Genomic DNA, 18316 nt, shown 5'->3' with positions numbered 1-18316 from the left:
AGAACGTGCTACACGCCAGCCTCCTCCACGTGGACTCGCACCGCCCGCCGCGCCCGCGCTCGCTGCGCCCCTGGTACCTGGTGGCCACCATGCTGCTCACCTGGCTCATCGGCGTGCGCGGCTTCATGGCCGGGTGCGGGACGGCCATGTACCTGCGCGCCGGCATGGCCCCCGACGTCATGGCCGTGGCCGAGCAAGCGCGCGACCAGGGGGATCCGTTCCAGTTCACGTTCCTCGTGCTCGAAGCCGCGCAGGCGCGCGCGCTGAGCCTGTACCAGGACGTCTCCTTCCCCCTCAGCATCGCGAAGCTGCTCCTCGGCGGGCTGCTCGTCGTCGCGAGCGGCCTGGCGCTCGGCGGGCGGCCCGGCACGCGCGGCTTCGTCCTCCAGGTCCTCGCCGCCAACCTGGCCTTCGCCGCGGTCGAGTACGCCCTCACCCGGGGCGTCCGCGGCGCCTGGATCGACATGGTGGGGCAGGCGGGGGCGCTCCTCCCGCCGGAAATCCCCGAGCGCGCGGGCCTCACGAACGCCGGCCTCTGGTGGACCGCCGAGCGGGTGCGCTTCGTGTTCTTCGAGCTGGCCGTCCTCGGCGCCGCCGCGCTGGCCCTGACGCGGGAGCGCACCAAGATGTACTTCCAGGCGGTCGCCCGGACGGTCGACCCCAGCGACGAGCCATGAGCACCGCGGAGAGGATCGCCGGCGCGGATCCTCGATCGACGCTCACGCAGGCGCAGGCCGAAGAGCGGAGGGTCGCCATCCTCCCGGACGATCTCGCCAACCAGATCGCGGCGGGCGAGGTGGTCGAGCGGCCGGCGAGCGTCGTGAAGGAGCTCGTCGAGAACGCGCTCGACGCGGGCGCGCGCCGCATCCGGGTCGACATCGAGGGGGGCGGCGTCGGCCTGGTGCGCGTCGCGGACGACGGGCGCGGGATGAGCCGCGAGGACGCCTCGCTGGCGGTGCTCCGCCACGCCACGAGCAAGATCGCCCGGCTCGACGACCTGCGCAGCATCCAGAGCTTCGGCTTCCGCGGCGAGGCGCTCCCGAGCATCGCCTCGGTGAGCCGCTTCTCGCTGCGGACGCGGCGCGACGGCGAGGCCGAGGGGACGGAGATCCGGATCGAGGGCGGCGGCGCGGCGCAGGCCATCCCCTGCGGGTGCGCCGCCGGCACCGTCGTCGAGGTGCGCGATCTCTTCTACAACGTCCCCGCGCGCCGCAAGTTCCTGCGCGCCGTCGGCACCGAGTCGGCGCACGTGTCCGAGATCGCGCAGGCGGTCGCGCTCGGCGAGCCGGGCGTGACGCTGGTCCTCTCGCGCGACGGGCGCGTCGCGCGGGAGTGGCTGCGCACCTCGAGCCGCGCGGAGCGGGCGCGCATGATGCTCGCGGGCGAGGAGCTCGCGACGTGCGCTGGCCAGCGGGGGCCGCTCACGGTCGAGGCGTTCGTGTCGCGGCCGGAGCGCGCCCGCTCGGGCGCCAGCTGGCTGTGGATGTTCGTGAACGGCCGGCACGTGCGCGACCGCTCGCTGGCCCGCTCGATCGCGCTCGCCTACGGCAGCGTCCTCGAGCCGGGCCGGTACCCCATCGGCGCTGTGTTCATCGACCTGCCCGCCGAGCTCGTGGACGTGAACGTCCACCCCCAGAAGGCCGAGGTCCGCTTCGCCGACGGCCGCGCCGTCGCCGACGCGCTCTACAAGATCGTCGCCGCGCAGGTGGCCGCGGCGTTCGGCCTGCCCGCGCCGGCCCCCGGCGGCTTCCAGGGCCGCAAGGGCAAGCTCTTCGAGGACGCGGCGGCGCCGCCCGGAGACGCCTGGGTCTGGTCGGGCGGCCCCGCGGCGGAGGCGCCCGCGGCAGGCCCGTCGACGCCCGCGGCGGGTACGTCGGGCGAGCGGCAGGGGCCGCCGGACGATCCGTGGGGCCTCGGCGGCGACCTCGGCGGGGTCCCGCCGGCACGTCCTCACGCTGCGCCGGCCGGGCCAGCGCCGACGCAGCTCGGGGCGTGGGCCGACATCGCGGCGCTCGATCTACCGGCACCGGCGCACGGCGGACCGGGGGAGCCGCCCGCGCCCGCGCCGGGGTCGCCGCCCGTCCCCTATCCGACCGGCGGCGCGCCGGTGCTCGCCGCGGCCGAGCGCGTGGTCGCCTGGCGGTCGCTGCGCTTCCTCGCCCAGGTGCGCAACACCTTCTTCGTGTGCGAGGGGCCGGACGGCATCTACTTCCTCGATCAGCACGCGGCGGCGGAGCGCGTGACGTTCCACCGCCTGCGCGCGTCGTACGACGGGCGCGACGTCGCCACGCAGAAGCTGCTCTTCCCGGTGATCGTCCAGGCGGCGCCCGCGGAGGTGTCGCTCATCGAGGAGGCGCAGGAGGCGATCGCGCGGCTCGGGCTCGACGTGCGCCCGGCGGGATCGGCGCAGCTCGCGGTGCACGCGGTGCCAACGCTGCTCCGCCGCGCCGCGCCCGAGCGCCTCGTGCGCGACCTCGTGGACGAGCTGAGCCACTCGGGCGAGCGCGCCTTCTCGGGCGCGGTGGATCTCGCGCTCGCGACGATGGCCTGCCACGGCTCGCTGCGCGCGGGCGACCCGGTGGCGCCGGAGGAGGCGCGGGCCCTGCTCGCGGCGCTCGACGAGGTCGACTTCGCCGGCCACTGCCCGCACGGTCGGCCCATCGTGATGCGCGTCGGCTGGCCGGAGCTGGAGCACCGCGTGGGGCGGCGGTGAGCGAGGCGGCGCTCGAGCTCGCCCCGGACGCAGGCGCGGCCGCCGCGCCGCCGTCGTGGGAGACGATCGCGCCGCCCGCGCCGGGTGAGCTGCTCGTCGTGGTCGGCCCGACGGCGAGCGGCAAGACCGAGCTCGCCATCCGGCTCGCGGAGCGGTTCGGCGGCGAGGTGGTGAGCGCCGACAGCGTGCAGATCTACCGGGAGTTCGACCTCGGCTCCGGGAAGCCGACGCCCGCCGAGCGGGCGCGCGCGGCGCACCACCTGGTCGACGCGGTCGATCCGTTGCAGGCGATCGACGCCCAGCGCTTCGCGGAGCTCGCGGACGCGGCGCTCGACGACATCCGCGGCCGCGGCCGGGTCCCTGTCGTCTGCGGCGGCACGTTCCTCTGGGTGAAGGCGCTCGTCCTCGGCCTCTCGCCCGCGCCGCCCGCCGATCCCGAGGTGCGCGCGCGGCACCGCGCGATCGCCGACGCCGAGGGGCGCGCCGCGCTCCACGCGCGCCTCGCCGCCGTGGATCCGGAGAGCGCGGCCCGCCTCGCGCCCAACGACCTCGTGCGCGTCAGCCGGGCGCTGGAGATCTACGAGCGCTCGGGCAGGACGCAGAGCGCGTGGCACGCGGACCACGGCTTCCGGGAGCGCCGGCACGCCGCGCGCCTGCTCGCGGTGCATCGCGACCGCGCCGAGCTCGACCGCCGCATCGAGGCCCGCGTCGCCGCGTGGCTGGAGCAGGGCTGGGTGGAGGAGGTCCGCTCGCTCCTCGCCCGCGGCTACGGCGACGCGCGGGCGATGGGCTCCGTCGGCTACCGGCAGGTGCGGGAGCACCTGGAGGGGCGCCTGCCGGCCGACGAGCTCGCGCCGGCCATCGTGCGCGCCACACGCACCTTCGTGCGCCGGCAGCGCACGTGGTTGAGGGACGAGGCGGTCGCGCACGTCGCGCTGCCATGATCCATAAACCAGAACAATTACAATAATTTACACCAGAACCAACCGCCGGCGAGGCGCCGCAGGCGCCGCTCATGCGCGCTCTTCGCCGGTCCCGCCGCTCCCACGGCGCCGGCCCGCTCCAGCCATGGGAATGCGCCACCGGACCTCGCCGTCGCAGCGCGGGCAGGCCGCGGTGGACGGCCGCGCCTCCTGGGCGAACGCGACGCGCCCGCAGTGCGAGCAGACGGTCATGTGGCGCTGGTAGAGGTCCGGGCTCGAGAGGATCGCCGCGGCGAAGAGGCTGAGCACGACGTCGCTCAGGAAGTCGCCCTCGCGCGGCGCCGGCAGCCAGCCTGATCGATCGCCCACCACGGCCCAGCGGACGCGCGCGCTGTACAGCGCTGCGCGGAGAAACTTGCCCTCGGGGTCCGGCGCCACGAAGTCGACAAGCGTGCTCCCCACGCGCCGGCGCGCGCGCGCGGTGAGCGCAGCGACCGCCTCGGGCCGCTCGTCCAGCTCGCGGAGCGCCACGGTCTCCACGCCCGGCTCGCGCACAGCGCGCGGGGGCATCATCCACCCCGGAGCGATCACGTGCTCGTCGAGCCACGCCCTGAGCTCGTGGGGCTCCCAGGGGCGGGTCGTCACCTGCATGAACAGGAGCGCCCCGGCCAGGCTCGGGCTCGCGAGCATGCGCCCGCGCAGGGCGACGAACGATCGGGCCCTCCCGGCATCGGCGCGCGCGCTCCACCCGAGCCTCCTGCTCCGGCTCGCGAGGTCCGTCGGCGCGGCGCCGGCCATTGGGATCTTCAGGGAATTGCTCATGAGTTCCATGGGGGTCTTCCGCCCCGCAGCGCGCCGCGGGGAGCGGCCGGCGAACCGGCGATGTGCGGCGCGGTAAGCGCCCGGCGTGCCAGCCGCCGCGGAGGCCTGGATCTCACCGCGCGCGCGGGCGGCGCGCGCAGATACGGCATGTTCGCGCGCGCCGGCGGCGCCGCTGAGGCCTCGAAACCGCCGCCCGGCGAGCGCGGTTGCGGGGTCCAAGCCTCAGTGGGCCGCCAGCCCGTCATCGACACCGCCGCTCGCGGCGCTTCACGGGCTCACCCCAAAGGCGCGTGCGCGGGCGCGCCGCTCCGGGCTGACAGCCTCGCTCGAACGACGTCGAACCCCAGAGGGCGAAAGGGCGGAGCCCTTCTCGCCTTTTTACGTCCATGCTAACCGCATCTCTCCTTCGACCAGGAACGGTTCGAGAGGGCTCACCACGGAGCACGGCGCCGCCTGCTCCACACGACGAAAGGACGACCATGACGCGAGAGTCGAGTGACGTGCAGGCGATCCAGAATGTGGTCGTCCGGATTGCCCACCACATCGACAAGCGGCGCTGGACCGAGCTCCGCGGCCTCTATGCCGACGTCGTTGTGGCCGATTTCACGTCCATCTTCGGGGGCGAGCCGCAGGAGCAGAAGACGGACGATCTTCTGGCGGGCTGGAGCAAGTTTCACGACGCCATCGACGCGTCACAACATTTCCTCGGCCCCCTCGATATCGAGGTGAAGGGAGACCACGCCTCCGTGGAGTGCCATGTCCGCGCCCACCATCGGTTCGCGCGCGCGCCGGGCGGCGAGGACTGGCTCGTCGCGGGCCACTACCGCTATGAGCTCGCCAGGCACGCGGGCGGCTGGAAGGTCTCCAGGGTCAGGTTCGAGATATCGTACCAGACCGGCAACACGAACATGTTCGAGGAAGCGCTCAGGTAAAGCCGCCGCGTGTCACCGCGGGTGGGGCGGCGAGATCGCCAGGCCGAGCGCGTGCGCCGCGCGCAGCGCCGCGACGCGGAGGTGGCCGTCCGGCAGGCGCTCTCGCCCCGCGACGAGCTCGATCAGCGGCACCCACGAGAGCCGCCGAGCGGCACCGGACCCCGGCGCGAGGTCGGGCGCGGCGGCAGAGGCGGGCGTGCCGGCCGAGGCAGGCGCCGCGGTGACGACGAAGGCGAGCGGCTGCACGAGCTCCGGGGTTAGCCCTGCCGACGGGCGGTAGGCGCCTCCGAGCTCGACGGCCGCCTCCACCCGAACGCCGTACTCGACCTGCAGCCGCTCGCGTACGAACGCCTCGGCGGCCGCCAGCGCGCTCACGCTCCGCGGCAGCCGCCACGCCGGCGCGACCAGGATGCCGCTGTTGCCAGAGAAGCTCTGGGCGGCCGGCAGATCGTGATCGTCCACGCCGAGCACGACCTCCCCCGACGGCGCCCGCGCGAGCAGCGCCGTCGAGACCGTGAGCACCCCGAGCGGCCGAGGCACCACGTACTCCAGCTCTCGCGCGGCCACCACGCCGCCGTCCGCGGTCAGCTCCTCGAAGCGCGCCCGCCGCACCTCGAGGAACCCCGCGCTGGCGCCCGCGTCCACCCGCGAGAACCGCCGGCGGCTCGGGCGCCCGAGCAGCGCGGCGAGCGACGTCGGCTGCACGGCGGCCACCCCGCCGTCGTCGCCGGCCCCGGCACCGCCAGCATCGCCCGCGCCGCGCCGACCCGCGCCGGCCGCCGGGAGCGGGATCTCGTCGCCGATCCACGGCCCGAACGGCAGGCCGAAGCGCGCCAGGAGGTCGTAGACGTTCAGCTCGAGCCGCGCGTCGGGCAGGCCGCCGACCTGCGCGGCGCGGAGGAGCTGGCGCGCCTCGACGGCGCGGATGCGTCCTGAGGTGCCGAACCCCGACACGTTCTCCGAGGGCGCGTTCACGAACGTGGGCTCGACCTCCACCAGCATCGAGCGCACCTCTTCGAGGATGCCGCCCGGCGACGGGTAGTACGTCGTGCCAGGGATCATGCGCTGGATCGCCGCCGCGCGCACCCCGGCCGCCCGCTCCAGCGCATGCTCGACCGTGTGCCCGACAGGGAACTCGGTCTGCACGACCGCGATCGGCTCGGCCAGATAGTCGGCCGGCCCGCTGCCGTCGAGCGGAGGCGTCTCCTCGCGGCAGGCGCGCGCGATCGGCCGCGGATAGCTCGTCCGCGCGAGCACATACGCCGTCTCGCCCGCGAAGAAGAACGGCACGATGTCCAGCGTGGGGTGCGGCCGCGCCGCCAGGTCGAACACCTGCCCTGTCGCCCGATCCTGGTGGTGCTCGATCCGCAAGAACTGCTGAGAGCTCTCCGCGGGCGCGAGCCGGAACGCGACGCCTTGACCGGCCTTCACCTTCTCTCCGACGATCAGGTAGTTGGTGGGCGGATAAGGCAGTCGGGCGCCCGTGGCGTCCCGGAGCTCGAAGCGACCGACGAACCGGTTCCGCACGATCCAGGGGTTGCGCAGCGGCGTCGACGACAGCACGCGCAGGCCGAGGCGGGCGAAGAGCGCCTCGAACTGCGCTTGTGAGAAATAGGTGTACTCCTCCTTGACCTCGGCTTCCCAGTCGGCGCGGTAATCCTTCCTCAACACGAACTCGACAGCGTGCTTGTGGGCGAGCCGGTACCGACGCCACCCCATGCGCGGCGCTGGGAGCTCGCCGGAGGGCTCGGGCGCGACGCGCGCCAGCGGGAACCCCGGCTCCGGCGAGAGCGAGCGAAACTCGCCCGCGAACCGCTCGAGCAGCGCCGCCGTCGAGGCGCTGCGGGGGTCACGGCCGTCATCGCCGTCCTCGGCAGGCACGTCCAGAAACACCGTCCCCGGCCCGGGATCGACGAAGTCCCTCACCACGAGCACCCCGCCCGGCGCGAGCTGCTCCACCTGCGCTGCCAGCGCATCGGCGGCGTTCGCGTGGCGGTAACCGCCGTACGAGGTGACGTGGTGGAGCACCGACGAGTCGAAGATCCCGTCGAGGCTCTCGGGCGGGAATACCGTCCTGGCGATGTCGCCCAGCTGAAAGCCCAGGTTCGGCTGCTGATGAGCGCGGCGCGCGAGCTCGACGACCGTCGGATCGATGTCGACGCCGATCACCTCGAGGCGCGGGTAGAGCTGGGCCAGCGCGGCGCTGCCCTGCCCCGAGCCCATGCCCATGTCGGCGACGCGGCCCTCGCACAGGAGGTGCGCCGCCGTGAGCGCGACCTTCTGGCGCATCGACGCGTCCATCGCGGACAGGTACCGCGCGTACGCGGACAGGTCGTCTCGCCGTTGATCTGCCTCGTACCCCGCCGGCGCGCGCGTCGTCATGGTGACCAGTGTACGCCGGGCGCGGGACGAGGGTCGACGGCGGCGTGCGCCCGAGGCAGCGCGCGCCCGGGCGCGCGCGACGCGGGAGTCGCGGGGAAAACCGGAGCGCGCGCGCCGGGGAGCGGCGCGTGCGCCGCCTCAGCTGGCCGAGAGGCCCGGGAGCGGCGACTTGGACCGCAGGTTCGGATCGCCGAAGCCCGCGAAGTCCGTGACGCCCATCGCGTCACACAGGCTGAGCAGCACGCGCTCGTGCCGCTCGCCGCTCTTGATGTAGCGGCCGCCAGGGGCCGTCTTCAGATAGCCGCCTTCGCCGCTTGCCAGGACGAACTTCATCTCGTTCTGGTTGTGGTTCGGCGAGTCGCCCATGTCGCGGCACCACGCGATCAGCGTGTTGTCGAAGAGCGTCCCGGAGCCGTCGGCCTCCGGGATCGCCTTCAGCTTGTTGATGAGGTCGACGAACCGCTGCGACAGCCACTTCTCGAGCTTGATCAGGTCGAGGTGCGCCGGCGCCCCGGTGTGGATCATGGCGCCGTGCTCGTCGCCCTTCAGCCCGATGTCCTGGAGATCGACGTTCATGGCCTGATCCGAGCCCCACTGGATCGCGCCGACCCGGGTGATGTCGCACGCGAACGCGCCGACGAGGAGATCCATGTGGAGCAGGTTGGCCTGGAGCGGGTTGGCCGGATCGGTGGCGGGCTTCGTCGGCACGCTGCAGCCGCCGGTCTGGCCGGACGAGGTGTTGGACAGCCGCTCCTCGATCTGCCGGATCGAATCGATGTGCAGCTCCAGCTTGTACTTCTGCTCGGAGCCGAGGTTCCCCTCGAGCGCCTTGATCTCGTTCTTGAGGTGATCGAGGACGCTCTTGCGACGGCGCAAGAGGTCGTCGGAGGAGGTGTTCGACGGGATCGCCGAGCCGAACAGGGTGGAATAGGCGGACGTCGGAGAGGCGATGCCCGGCAGGTTGTCCTTGCGATAATACGGCGATCTCCCGCCGTTCACCGTGCTCTCGGCCCCGAGCAAGAGCGAGGGGATCTGCGTCTTCGTGCCGGCGGCGATCAGCTTGTCCGCGATGAACTGGTCGACGGAGATCAGCTTGGCGGGGTCGCTGAAGCCGAGCCCCGTCAGGGCGTCGGGCGCGCCGTGGTTGTTCCCCGGATTCCCGCTGGGGAGGCCGTCCACGAGCACGACGTGCTGCTTCACGTCGGCGAGCGGCGACGTCGACTCGCTGAACGTGGGGGTCTCGCCGGAGACGCTCGTGGGCTTCCAGATCGATGGCGCGGTCCCCATCGTACAGAACAAAAGGAGCCGCTTGGGCTTCCGCCCGGGCGCCGCCTCGGCGATGGAGTCGAGGAAGGGGGTGAACAAGAAGCCGGCCCCGACGCTGGCCCCCAGCCCCTTGAGGAAATCTCTACGACGATGACTGCGCATGAACGACCCTTTCACGCTACCGATCTCGCGCCAACGGAGCTCGCCGCGACAGGTGCGTGGGGGCGCACCTGTCGCGGCGAGCGGCCTCGCGCCCTCGGTGTCAGGTCGCGGCGATGCCGGGGAGCGGCGTCTTGCTGCCCAGAGCCGGATCCCCGAAGCCGGAGAAGTCCGTGACGCCCATCGCGTCGCACAGGCTGAGCAGCACGCGCTCGTGCCGCTCGCCGCTCTTGATGAAACGGCCGCCAGGGGCCGTCTTCAGATAGCCGCCGTTGCCGCTCGCCAGGACGAACTTCATCTCGTTCTGGGTGTGGTTCGGCGCGTCGCCCATGTCGCGGCACCAGGCGACCAGCGTGTTGTCGAGGAGCGTCCCGGAGCCGTCGGCCTCGGGCGTCGCCTTCAGCTTCTTGATGACGCCGACGAACTGCTGGTGCAGCCACTTCTCGAGCTTGATCAGGTCGAGGTGCGCGGGGGCGCCGGTGTGGATCATACCGTTATGCTCCTCACCGGCGAGGCCGATCTCGCTCAGGTTCGCGTTCATCATCTGATCCGAGCCCCACTGGATCGCCGCGACGCGGGTGATATCGCACGCGAACGCGCCGACGATGATATCCAGATGAAGCTGGTTGGCCTTCAAGCCATTGGTCATGTCGCCGTTCGGCGATGCCGGGACGGAGCAGGCGCCCGTCCCTCCTCCTCCGCCTCCCGGGGTCATCGTGTTCGAGAGCCGCTGCTCGAGCTGGCGGATCGACTCGAGGTGCAGATCCAGCTTGTACTGCTGCTCCTTCCCCAGGTTTCCCTTGAGCGACGTGAGCTCTTTCGTGAGGTTGTCGAGGACGCTCTTGCGCCGCTTCAGCAGGGCCTCGGCGGCGCCGTTGTCGTTGCTGCCTTGGTTGTTGGACGGCGTGAAGCCCGTGAACACGGTCGAGTAGGCGGACGTGGGGGAGGCGATCGGCGACAGGTTGGTCCCCTTGTAGAACCCCGTCTTGCCGCCCTCGACGGCGGCGCCGAGCAGGAGCGAGGGGATGGGCGTCGACAGCCCGCTGCCCTTCAGCTTCTCGACGATGTACTGGTCGACCGAGATCAACCCGTAGGGGCCGTTGCTGTAATAGCCCATCCCGGTGAGGCCGTCGGCGGACCCGTGGTTGTTGCTGGGGCTCCCGCTGGGGAGGCCGTCCAGCATCACGATGTGCTCCTTCACCTCCTCGAGCGGCGAGGTGGACTCGCTGAACGTGGGGGTCTCGCCGGAGACGCTCTTGGGCTTCCAGATCGAGGGGGCCGTCCCCATCGTGAAGAAGATCAGGAGCCGCTTCGGCTTCTTCCCGGGAGCCGCGTTGGCGATGGAATCATAGAAGGGAGAGAACAGAAGGCTGGCCCCCAGGCTGGCCCCGACACCCTTGAGAAACTTCCTACGACTGTGGCTGCGCATGACCGATCCTTTCACTCGCTACCGATCTGTTCTTGGGTTGCAGCCGTGGGGTCACGGACCTTGAACTCTGCGGGTGAAGTGCGGCGCGCGGGTCAGCGCGAGCCACACGCTCTTGAGACGGAACTCGTCCTTCGCGGCGTCCTCCTGGACCTCCTCGTACGTGCATCCGTCCTGCTCCCAGGTGCCGCCGAACGCGTAGTACGACCAGTAACGGACCATGCACGCCTTGACGTCCTCGCTCGCCGCGAGGTAGTCGGCCAGCTCGGCCACGCCGTTGAAATTGAAATCTTCGCCGCTGGGCGGCTCGACGACCGTACCGGTCACGTCGACGGGGATCCCGCTCTCGTCATTCCGCCACCGACCGAACGTGTCGTAGTGCTCGAAGCCGACGCCGATCTTGTCGGTGAACTTGTGGCAGCCCGCGCAATACTCGGCCTTCGTGTGCTGCTCGACCATCTCGCGCGTGGTCGCCGGGGTCCCCAGGGGCTTGACGTTCGGATCCACGCCGGGCGGCGGGGGATCGAGCGGCTGGCAGAGGAGGCGCGTGCGGACCATCTTGCCGCGCTGGGTCGGCGAGGACAGCTTCGCGCTGCCATGCCCCGTCAGGAAGCTGCCGTGGGCCAGGATGCCCCCGTCGCGCTGCCCTGGGGTGAGCGTCACCTTCGTCAGCTCGGTGCCCCCGGCGCCGCTGATGCCGTAGTGCGTACCCAGGCTGGCGTTGATGAACGTGTAGTCCGCCTGCAGGAGGTTGGCGAACGTGCCGTTCTGGTTGAACGCGGTGTCCACGACGAGCGCCTGCGTCTCGGCCATCATGTCCTTGCGCAGGGCGTCCGTGAGATCGAAGATCGTGTTGTCCTTCACCGCGGTGACGAGGCGGTTCAGCTGGAGCCAGCCGCGCATGAACCGCATCATCTCCTTCTCGGCGAGCGGCCTGGTCGCCGAGTCCTCCAGCAGGCGCAGCGCGTGCTGCGCGATCTGCTCGCTGGTCAGGTTGGCGCCCTGGGCGGCGGCCGCGTCGGCGGCCTGCAGCAGGGCCTCGTCCGGCATGGTCCCGGTCAGCAAGTACGAGAGGTTGCTCGCGATCTCGTGCGGGGTGAGCTCGTAGATGCCCGACCCGTTCGCATCGGTCCCGATCTCGTGGCGGTAGAGGAAGTACGGCGACTGGAGCATGGCGCCCACGACCACCTTGGCGCCGTCCTCGAACGACTTCTCCGCCCCGAACAGCGCGTCGTAGGACGCGACGCGCTCGTCCGTGAGCTTGTCGCGGAACGCGCGGCGGCCGAAGTCGCGGATGAACTCGGTCCGGCAGCTCGCATCCATGGTCCTGCACGAGGCCGTGGTGATGCTGGAGAGCTTGTTCGTCACCGCCCAGTCGGCGGTCGTCTCGGCCCAATCCATGATCTGCTGGGCCGTCAGGTCGCGAATCACCAGCGCGTTCGCGTCGGCCGTGAACCCGAGCACCTGCGGATCATTGAAGATGCTCGGGAGGGCGACGCTCTGGTCCTTGAAGAGATCGCGGACAGTGGCCTCGAATTGATCCACCGTCAGGCGACGCACCACGCGCGGGCCCGGGGTGCTCTTGTCCGCGACCTCGCAGTGCGACACATCCGGGATCTCCGTGGGCATGTCCGGCGGATCGCCGATCGGCGGGCCGCCGGCGTCGCCGCCGCTGCTGCTGCTGCCGCTGCCGCTGCCGTTGCCGCTGCTACTGGTCTCGGAGGGCGTCCCGTCGGGATTGCCGAGGTTGCCCAAGCAACCGAGCGGGCCGGCGAGGAGAAGCGCCACTGCGGAGTAGCGGCGACACGCTTTCGCCGAAACTAAGCTATTAAGCGTGCTCATCATTGCTTGAGAAAAGCTGATGTCTCTCATGTTGTCAAGCCCCGATCAAGCGGTGTCGCCCCGATAATCCATGCGCATACCCGCGCGCTTCAATGGCCTGTCACCGAATCGTCCGCGTCATGTGCGTTGTTTGAGTTGATTGCGTCGCCGCGTTCGAATCGTTTTCAGCGTCGTTTTCAGCGTCTTTGCCCTGCCCGCTCGCCTGCATGCGTCATGGTGGGCCCTTGGTGGCTCTCCTCGGAGCGAAGTCGAGTTCGACGCTCCGCGTCGAGCCGATTCACGGTGTCACCCGCCACGCCAGGGAGCTCGACCTCCCACCGGATCCGAGGTCGAACCGGAGCCGCTGGATCGCCAGGCGCGTTTCGACCTCAGGGCTCTGGGCGAGCCGCTGGGCAAGGCCTTCGTCGTCCATGAGCGTCGAGAAGCGATCCACAAGAAGCGGTTAAGCAACCCTCGTGCCGAGTGTTCTCGCGGGGTTACCTGGCGCCGCTGTGCCCGGTTTCTGGATTTTTTCGAAGGTTGCGAGGGGTGGACGCCGAGGGGTCCAGGAAGGGCGATCCACCGCTTCCGCGATCCATCCATGCGCCGCTGCAACCGGCCCCCCCCAGGGCCAGCCGCGTCAGCCCTTGGACCAGGCGCTGATCGAGCGATAGCTCGCGACGGACTCCTCGATGACCTCCAGGGCGCGGTTCCTGTCGTACATCGTATCTACCTCTGCGAGCTTGTTCTCGAGCGTCTTGTAGTCGATGAAGAACCGCATGAGCTCCTTGGTCACGTGCGGCGGGAGCTCCTCGTGGGTCAGGTAATGGGCCACGGAGGGGTCGTCGACGGCAACCGCGATGATCTTGTCGTCGACGCCCTTGTCGTCGCGCATGAAGAAGCCGCCGATGGCGCGCGCCCTCACGATCGTGAGCGGCACGACCGGCTCCTGCATGATGACGAGGACGTCGAGCGGGTCGCCGTCGCCGGCGTGTGTCTGGGGGATGAAGCCGTAATTGGCCGGGTAGTGCACGGACGAGTAGAGCACGCGATCGAGCATCAAGAGCCCGGTCTTCTTGTCGAGCTCATACTTGCACTTCGATCCTTTCGGGATCTCGATCACCACGGGGAAGAAGTCGTGTCGGCTGTCGGGGAGCAAGATGTCGTGGAGCGGATGGGTCATTGAACCGTCCTGGGCTTTCGCCCCCGCCCGGGAGGCGGGCGAGGGGCGCAAAGGATACCAGGAGTTCGATTCGGTGAGACCGGGGTCAAGACACCCCCGCATTCCCGCGCTGGAACGAGGGGAGCCACGCCGCCGCCGGGGCCCTGCAGGCGCGGGCCAGCGGGGCGGGGGGGCGCAAGACCGACGTTGGCGAGCATGGGCAAGGGCGGTCGCTCGTGCGATGAGCTAGCGCGGAGCCGCCGGCGGCAGACTCGCCAGCGGGCCTCCGGAACCCTGTTGCGCTCCCCATGAGACCGTTCCCCACACACGCCCCAGCCACGCGACCGGAGCGAGCGCCCGCGCTGCGACGCAAGGCTCCCTGTGCGCTGGCGGTCCTCGCGCTGGCCGCGGCCCTCGGCGGCCCCCCCGCGGCAGCAGCGCGCGCGCCGGACGCGCCTTCGCCCGCTCCGCCCTCGCCCATCACGAGCGCGCAGGCCGGGGCGCCCCCCGACGACAGCGCCTCCGCGGCCGCCGCCCCGCCGGCCGCGGGCCGACCCGTGGTCTCGCCGGTGAAGCGCCCGGACGAGCGCGACGCCCGCGAGGCCTCGCAGCGCGCTTGCTCCTTCACGCTGCCGGTCTGCGTGCACGCGCCCGCGGACGTCCCCGGCGCCGCCCTCCTCGAGAGCCTCACCCACCTGGAGGCCGCGATGCGGGCCTACGACGCGCTCGGTCTGCCGCGCCCGCTCCCCGATGGCGCGTGGGGCGGCGGCCCATCGTACGATCTCTACCTGGAGCGCGGCCCGCGCCGCGGCCCGATGCGCGTGGGGTACGACCCGCGGGCGCTCGGGGAGCGGTTCGACGCCGCGAGCGCGTTCGCCATCATCGCAGCGCCAGAGGGCGGCGGGTGCGCGAGCGCGTCCGACGCGGCCTACGCGCTCGCGCACGCCATCGCCATGCGCCTCGACGCAGGGGCGGAGCAGGGCGCGATCGCGATGACGGCGAGCTACCTCGCCGCCATCGCGGCGCCCTGCGCGGCCGAGGAGCTCGCCGCGGTCGACGCCTTCCAGCGCGCGCCCGAGCGGGCGCTCACCGGCGCGGCGCTCGGCGCGCTCGACGGCGGCCTGCTCTTTCCGTGGTACCTCGACGACGCGTACGGCACCGGGGCGCCCGCGCAGATCGCCACGTCGCTGCTCGCCATCGCGGCGCAGGCCACGCCCGCGGGGGCGGCGCGCTTCGACGCCGAGCCCGACACCTTCGATGCGCTCCGGGCGTCCCTCCGATCCCGCGGCGAGGACCTCGACGACCTGCTCCTCGAGTTCGCCGTCGCGCGAGCGTTCCTCGGCAGCCGCAGCGACGGCGCGCACCTCTCCGACGCCGAGCGCTTCGGCGATTTCGGCCGGGTTCGCTTCGAGTGGTCGCTGCCTTACGCCACGCTCCCGCGGCGGGTCGCGCCCCTGCGCCCGATCGAGCCGACCGGCGCGACCTATCTCTGGCTCGATCTCTCGGCCGAGAACGCGGCCGCTCGGCCGGACCTCAAGACGGCGGAGATCACCTTCGTGGCCGACTGGGAGCTGCCCGCGCTGTTCCGCTGGGCGATCGTGAAGGTCGACAAGCAGGGCGCCGAGGCCGGCCGCGTCGACGTGGCCGGCGTCTTCGGAAGTAGCCGCGCGCAGCGCACGGTGGTGGGGCTCGACGGGCTCTCCGGGCTGCTCATCGTGGGCGTCAACGCGGGGAGCATGATCCGGAGCCTCCCGTTCGATCCCGACGACGCGCCGTTCATGCCGCACGCGTACACCGTCTGGCTCTCCAGGTAGGCGCCGCGCCGGCCGGCGCTCCCGCCAGCGCTCCCGCCGGGCGCCGGCCGGCGGCGCGCTCGCCGCAGCCTGCGAGGGCGGCCGCCCGACGCGTCACGCCCTCGCCTCGTCTCCTTTGGCGATCAGGTGCCGCGCGAACCACTCGCCGGCGAGCCGGGCGACCGCCGCGAGCGCGCCCGGCTCCTCGAACAGGTGCGTCGCGGAAGGCACGACGGCGAGGCGGCGCGGGCCCGCGAGGTCGTCGAGGGCGGCCTGGTTCAGCGCCAGCACCTGGGTGTCCGCGCTGCCCACGATGAGCAGCGTCGGCGCGCGCACCATCGCCAGGGCCGGGCCCGCGAGGTCGGGCCTGCCGCCGCGCGACACAACGGCGCCCACGACGCGCGGCCGCGCCGCCGCGGCGATGAGCGCGGCCGCCGCGCCGGTGCTCGCGCCGAAGTAGCCGACGGCGAGGTGACGGAGCTCGGGGCGCGCGAGCGCCCAGTCCGTCACCCCGATCAGCCGCCGCGCGAGCAGGTCGACGTCGAAGCGGAGGCGGGCGCTCCGGCGATCTTCCGCCTCCTCCTCGTCGGTGAGCAGGTCGAAGAGCAGCGTGGCCAGCCTCCACCGCCAGAGCGCCTCCGCGACCGAGCGGTTGCGAGGGCTCCTCCGGCTGCTGCCGCTGCCGTGCGCGAAGATCACGAGGCCGCCCGCCCTCTCCGGGATCGCGAGATCCCCGGGCAGCGCCGCCGCCCCCGCCTCGACGAAGAGGGGCCGCTCCGCCCCTTCTGTCCTCGGGACCTCGCGCTGCGCCTCGGCGAGCAGCGCGGAGACGGCGTCGTCCGACGTCTGCGAGAAGTCCTCGTAGTAGGCGCCGATCGCCTGGAGGCCCGGGTCCTCCTCGATGCAAGCGATGGCGTCGACCTCGCGGCGGAGCGACGACAGGCTCGACGGCGCGGCGACGGGCGCGGCGAGCACGAGCCGCCTCGGCGAGCGCTTGCGCAGATCGCGCAGCGCGGCCCGCACGGTGCCGCCGGTCGCGATGCCGTCGTCCACGACGATCACCGTCCGCCCCTCGACGCGGGGCATCGGCCTGTCGCCCCGGTACCGGCGCACCCCGCGCTCCACCTCGGCGGCCTGCTGCTCCGCGATCTCGGCGAGCTCCGCCTCGGAGATCCCCAGCACCGCGACGAGGCCCCGATCGATGTACACCTCGCCCCCCTCGGCGATCGCGCCCACGCCGAGCTCCGGCTGCCCGGGCGCGCCGAGCTTGCGCACGATCCACACATCGAGCGGCGCGCCCAGCGCGCGCGCCACCTCGTAGCCCACCTCGACGCCGCCGCGCGGCAGGGCGAGCACGAGCGGCGCCTCGCTCCTGTACCCCGAGAGCAGCTGCGCGAGCCGGCGCCCGGCGTCCCTGCGATCCTCGAACAGCTTCGCTCGCCCCATCGCCCCCTCCCCTCACGTCCGCTCCTGCGACCCCTTCAAGACCGGTGCCGCAGGCGCGCGCAGCGCGGGCTTGGCCGCGCCGCGGCGAGGGGTGGGGGTCGACCGCGGCGCGGGCTCGGCCGCGCCCGTCAGCGCTCCATCAACCGAACAGGCTCCACTCGTCCTCGATGAGCGAGAGCGCGTTGATCAGCTCGAGCGCGAGCTCGCGCTCGAGCCACTCGTCGATGCGCTGGCCCGCGGCGATCGCGCTGAAGCCCGCGCGCGGGATGCGCTTCGCGAGGTGCGAGAGGCACGAGCCGGTCCGATCGAGGCGCGCGACCCAGTCGGTGTCGCGATAGGCATATCTGGCCTGGTGGAACAGCGAGTCGCTGAGCGCCGAGATCCTGTCGCGGACGACGTCGGCGGGCTCGGCGCGGGACGCGATCGCCTCGCGCACCTCGCCGATGGCGCGCAGCACGAGGCCGACCGGCGCGCCGGGATGGAACGAGGTGCGCTTCGGTGAGAACGTCAGCCCGTCGAGCGCGAGGAAGTACCAGGCCTGCGGCGAGGACACGCGATAGAGGTATGCGGCGTTGCAGGCGTCGGCCGCCCTCATCGCGATCTGCCAGGCGCCTTGCTCGTCGACGCCGTCCTGCTCCGCGGGCATCCCGTCGATGCGCTCGATCTCGGCGCCGCTGACGAGCGGGTCGGCCCACGCCATGACCAGGACCGAGGTCGCGCACGACCAGCTGCACAGGAGGCGCGCGCTCGCCTCGGCGGACACGCGCCCGTTCGGCGCGATCCAGACGAAGCGCCCCTCCTTGAGATCGGCGCGGTACTCGTGGAGCGCGGCGCCGTGGCCCTCGAGCTGCTGGAAGAGCTCCTCACCCCGCGCCGCCCAGCGCTGGGCGAGGACCTCCTCGGCGCTCTCGGACGGCGTGTCGTCCCAGTCGAGCTCAGGCGGCCGGGGCGGCGAGAGCTCCGCGTCGTCCGCTCCGCTCTTCGCCTTCGCGTTCCGGGGCCGCCGCTTCGGAGGCGCGGCGCTGGCCTGATCGCCGGCGCGCGCTCTCGGGGGCCGCCCCTTCGGCGCCGCCGGTCGCTCGGCCGCGGCGCGCTTCTCCGGCGCCGCCGGTCGCTTCACGACGGCGGTCTCCGCGAGCGAGGTCGCGGCCTTCGCCTTCCTGGGCCTGGCTCGCGAGCTCGCGGGCGCCCGCTCCTGCCTGTCGCGCAGCGCGGCCGGCGGGCCCGCCTTCGCGCCCGCGCGCTCGCCCGCCTTGCCCTGACGCCGCGCGCGCGCGGATCCGCTCGATGCCTTGACGGTGCGCCTGGGTTCGGCCGATGTCCCTCGACCGCGCGGTTTGGGCATTGCGACAGGCTATCACGAGCTCGAAGCGCAATATCGATGGAGGCGAGGCGCCCGAGAAGCGAACATGGCGCTCCGAGCGCCAGCTCACTCGGAGCGCAGGGCCGGGAGCCCGGAGCGCGAGCGGCA

Annotated in this window: 13 protein-coding genes; 5 read left to right on the top strand and 8 right to left on the bottom strand. The window is 72.3% G+C overall.

The window, feature by feature from the left end; all coding sequences use genetic code 11:
• Positions 1-5 precede the first annotated feature (5 nt).
• From POL72_RS18760 to miaA, 3 genes are read left to right on the top strand one after another with little or no spacing between them, the layout of a single operon-like run.
• Positions 6-677: a hypothetical protein gene (locus tag POL72_RS18760; RefSeq protein ID WP_272096790.1), complete on the top strand. Its 672-nt coding sequence runs from the start codon at positions 6-8 to the stop codon at positions 675-677.
• Complete coding sequence (gene mutL, locus POL72_RS18755; RefSeq protein ID WP_272096789.1) at positions 674-2713, top strand: DNA mismatch repair endonuclease MutL; 2040 nt, start codon at positions 674-676, stop codon at positions 2711-2713. Before POL72_RS18760 ends, mutL begins: the two co-directional genes overlap by 4 nt.
• Positions 2710-3657, top strand: a complete 948-nt coding sequence (gene miaA / locus POL72_RS18750; RefSeq protein WP_272096787.1) for a tRNA (adenosine(37)-N6)-dimethylallyltransferase MiaA — start codon at positions 2710-2712, stop codon at positions 3655-3657. The genes mutL and miaA overlap by 4 nt, the downstream gene beginning before the upstream one ends.
• Positions 3658-3726: 69 nt before the next feature.
• Here miaA and POL72_RS18745 read toward each other — a convergent pair whose 3' ends face one another.
• Positions 3727-4458 carry a hypothetical protein gene (locus POL72_RS18745; RefSeq protein WP_272096786.1) on the bottom strand — a complete coding sequence of 244 codons (732 nt, stop codon included), beginning with the start codon at positions 4456-4458 and terminating at the stop codon, positions 3727-3729.
• Between the two features lie 479 nt (positions 4459-4937).
• On the opposite strand from POL72_RS18745, the gene POL72_RS18740 reads away from it, so the two are divergent.
• Positions 4938-5390, top strand: a complete 453-nt coding sequence (locus tag POL72_RS18740) for a nuclear transport factor 2 family protein (protein ID WP_272096785.1) — start codon at positions 4938-4940, stop codon at positions 5388-5390.
• 12 nt (positions 5391-5402) lie between these two features.
• Here POL72_RS18740 and POL72_RS18735 read toward each other — a convergent pair whose 3' ends face one another.
• From POL72_RS18735 to POL72_RS18715, 5 genes are all read right to left on the bottom strand, one after another.
• A complete protein-coding gene (locus POL72_RS18735) occupies positions 5403-7772 on the bottom strand; it encodes a class I SAM-dependent methyltransferase (RefSeq protein ID WP_272096783.1) in 2370 nt (789 codons plus the stop codon).
• A gap of 138 nt (positions 7773-7910) precedes the next feature.
• Complete coding sequence (locus tag POL72_RS18730; RefSeq protein WP_272096782.1) at positions 7911-9200, bottom strand: DUF1552 domain-containing protein; 1290 nt, start codon at positions 9198-9200, stop codon at positions 7911-7913.
• A 100-nt stretch (positions 9201-9300) separates the two neighbouring features.
• Positions 9301-10626 (bottom strand): DUF1552 domain-containing protein, encoded by a 1326-nt coding sequence (locus POL72_RS18725; protein ID WP_272096781.1) that lies wholly within the window; start codon positions 10624-10626, stop codon positions 9301-9303.
• 51 nt (positions 10627-10677) lie between these two features.
• Positions 10678-12411, bottom strand: coding sequence for a DUF1592 domain-containing protein (locus POL72_RS18720; protein WP_272096780.1), 1734 nt, complete (start codon positions 12409-12411; stop codon positions 10678-10680).
• Positions 12412-13084: 673 nt separating this feature from the next.
• Positions 13085-13627, bottom strand: a complete 543-nt coding sequence (locus POL72_RS18715) for an inorganic diphosphatase (RefSeq protein WP_272096779.1) — start codon at positions 13625-13627, stop codon at positions 13085-13087.
• Positions 13628-13914: 287 nt separating this feature from the next.
• Between POL72_RS18715 and POL72_RS18710 the strand changes: the two genes are divergently transcribed.
• Positions 13915-15420 (top strand): hypothetical protein, encoded by a 1506-nt coding sequence (locus POL72_RS18710; protein WP_272096778.1) that lies wholly within the window; start codon positions 13915-13917, stop codon positions 15418-15420.
• Positions 15421-15513: 93 nt separating this feature from the next.
• Here POL72_RS18710 and POL72_RS18705 read toward each other — a convergent pair whose 3' ends face one another.
• Together POL72_RS18705 and POL72_RS18700 are read right to left on the bottom strand one after the other, a co-directional pair.
• On the bottom strand, positions 15514-16845 hold the full coding sequence (locus POL72_RS18705; protein WP_272096777.1) for a phosphoribosyltransferase family protein: 1332 nt from the start codon (positions 16843-16845) through the stop codon (positions 15514-15516).
• 139 nt (positions 16846-16984) lie between these two features.
• Positions 16985-18190 (bottom strand): DUF6882 domain-containing protein, encoded by a 1206-nt coding sequence (locus POL72_RS18700; protein ID WP_272096776.1) that lies wholly within the window; start codon positions 18188-18190, stop codon positions 16985-16987.
• Positions 18191-18316 lie beyond the last annotated feature (126 nt).

The organism is Sorangium aterium, assembly GCF_028368935.1.
Classification (GTDB): domain Bacteria; phylum Myxococcota_A; class Polyangia; order Polyangiales; family Polyangiaceae; genus Sorangium; species Sorangium atrum.
The sequence above is the reverse complement of the archived record's forward strand: the minus strand, read 5'-3'. Positions and strand labels throughout refer to the sequence as shown.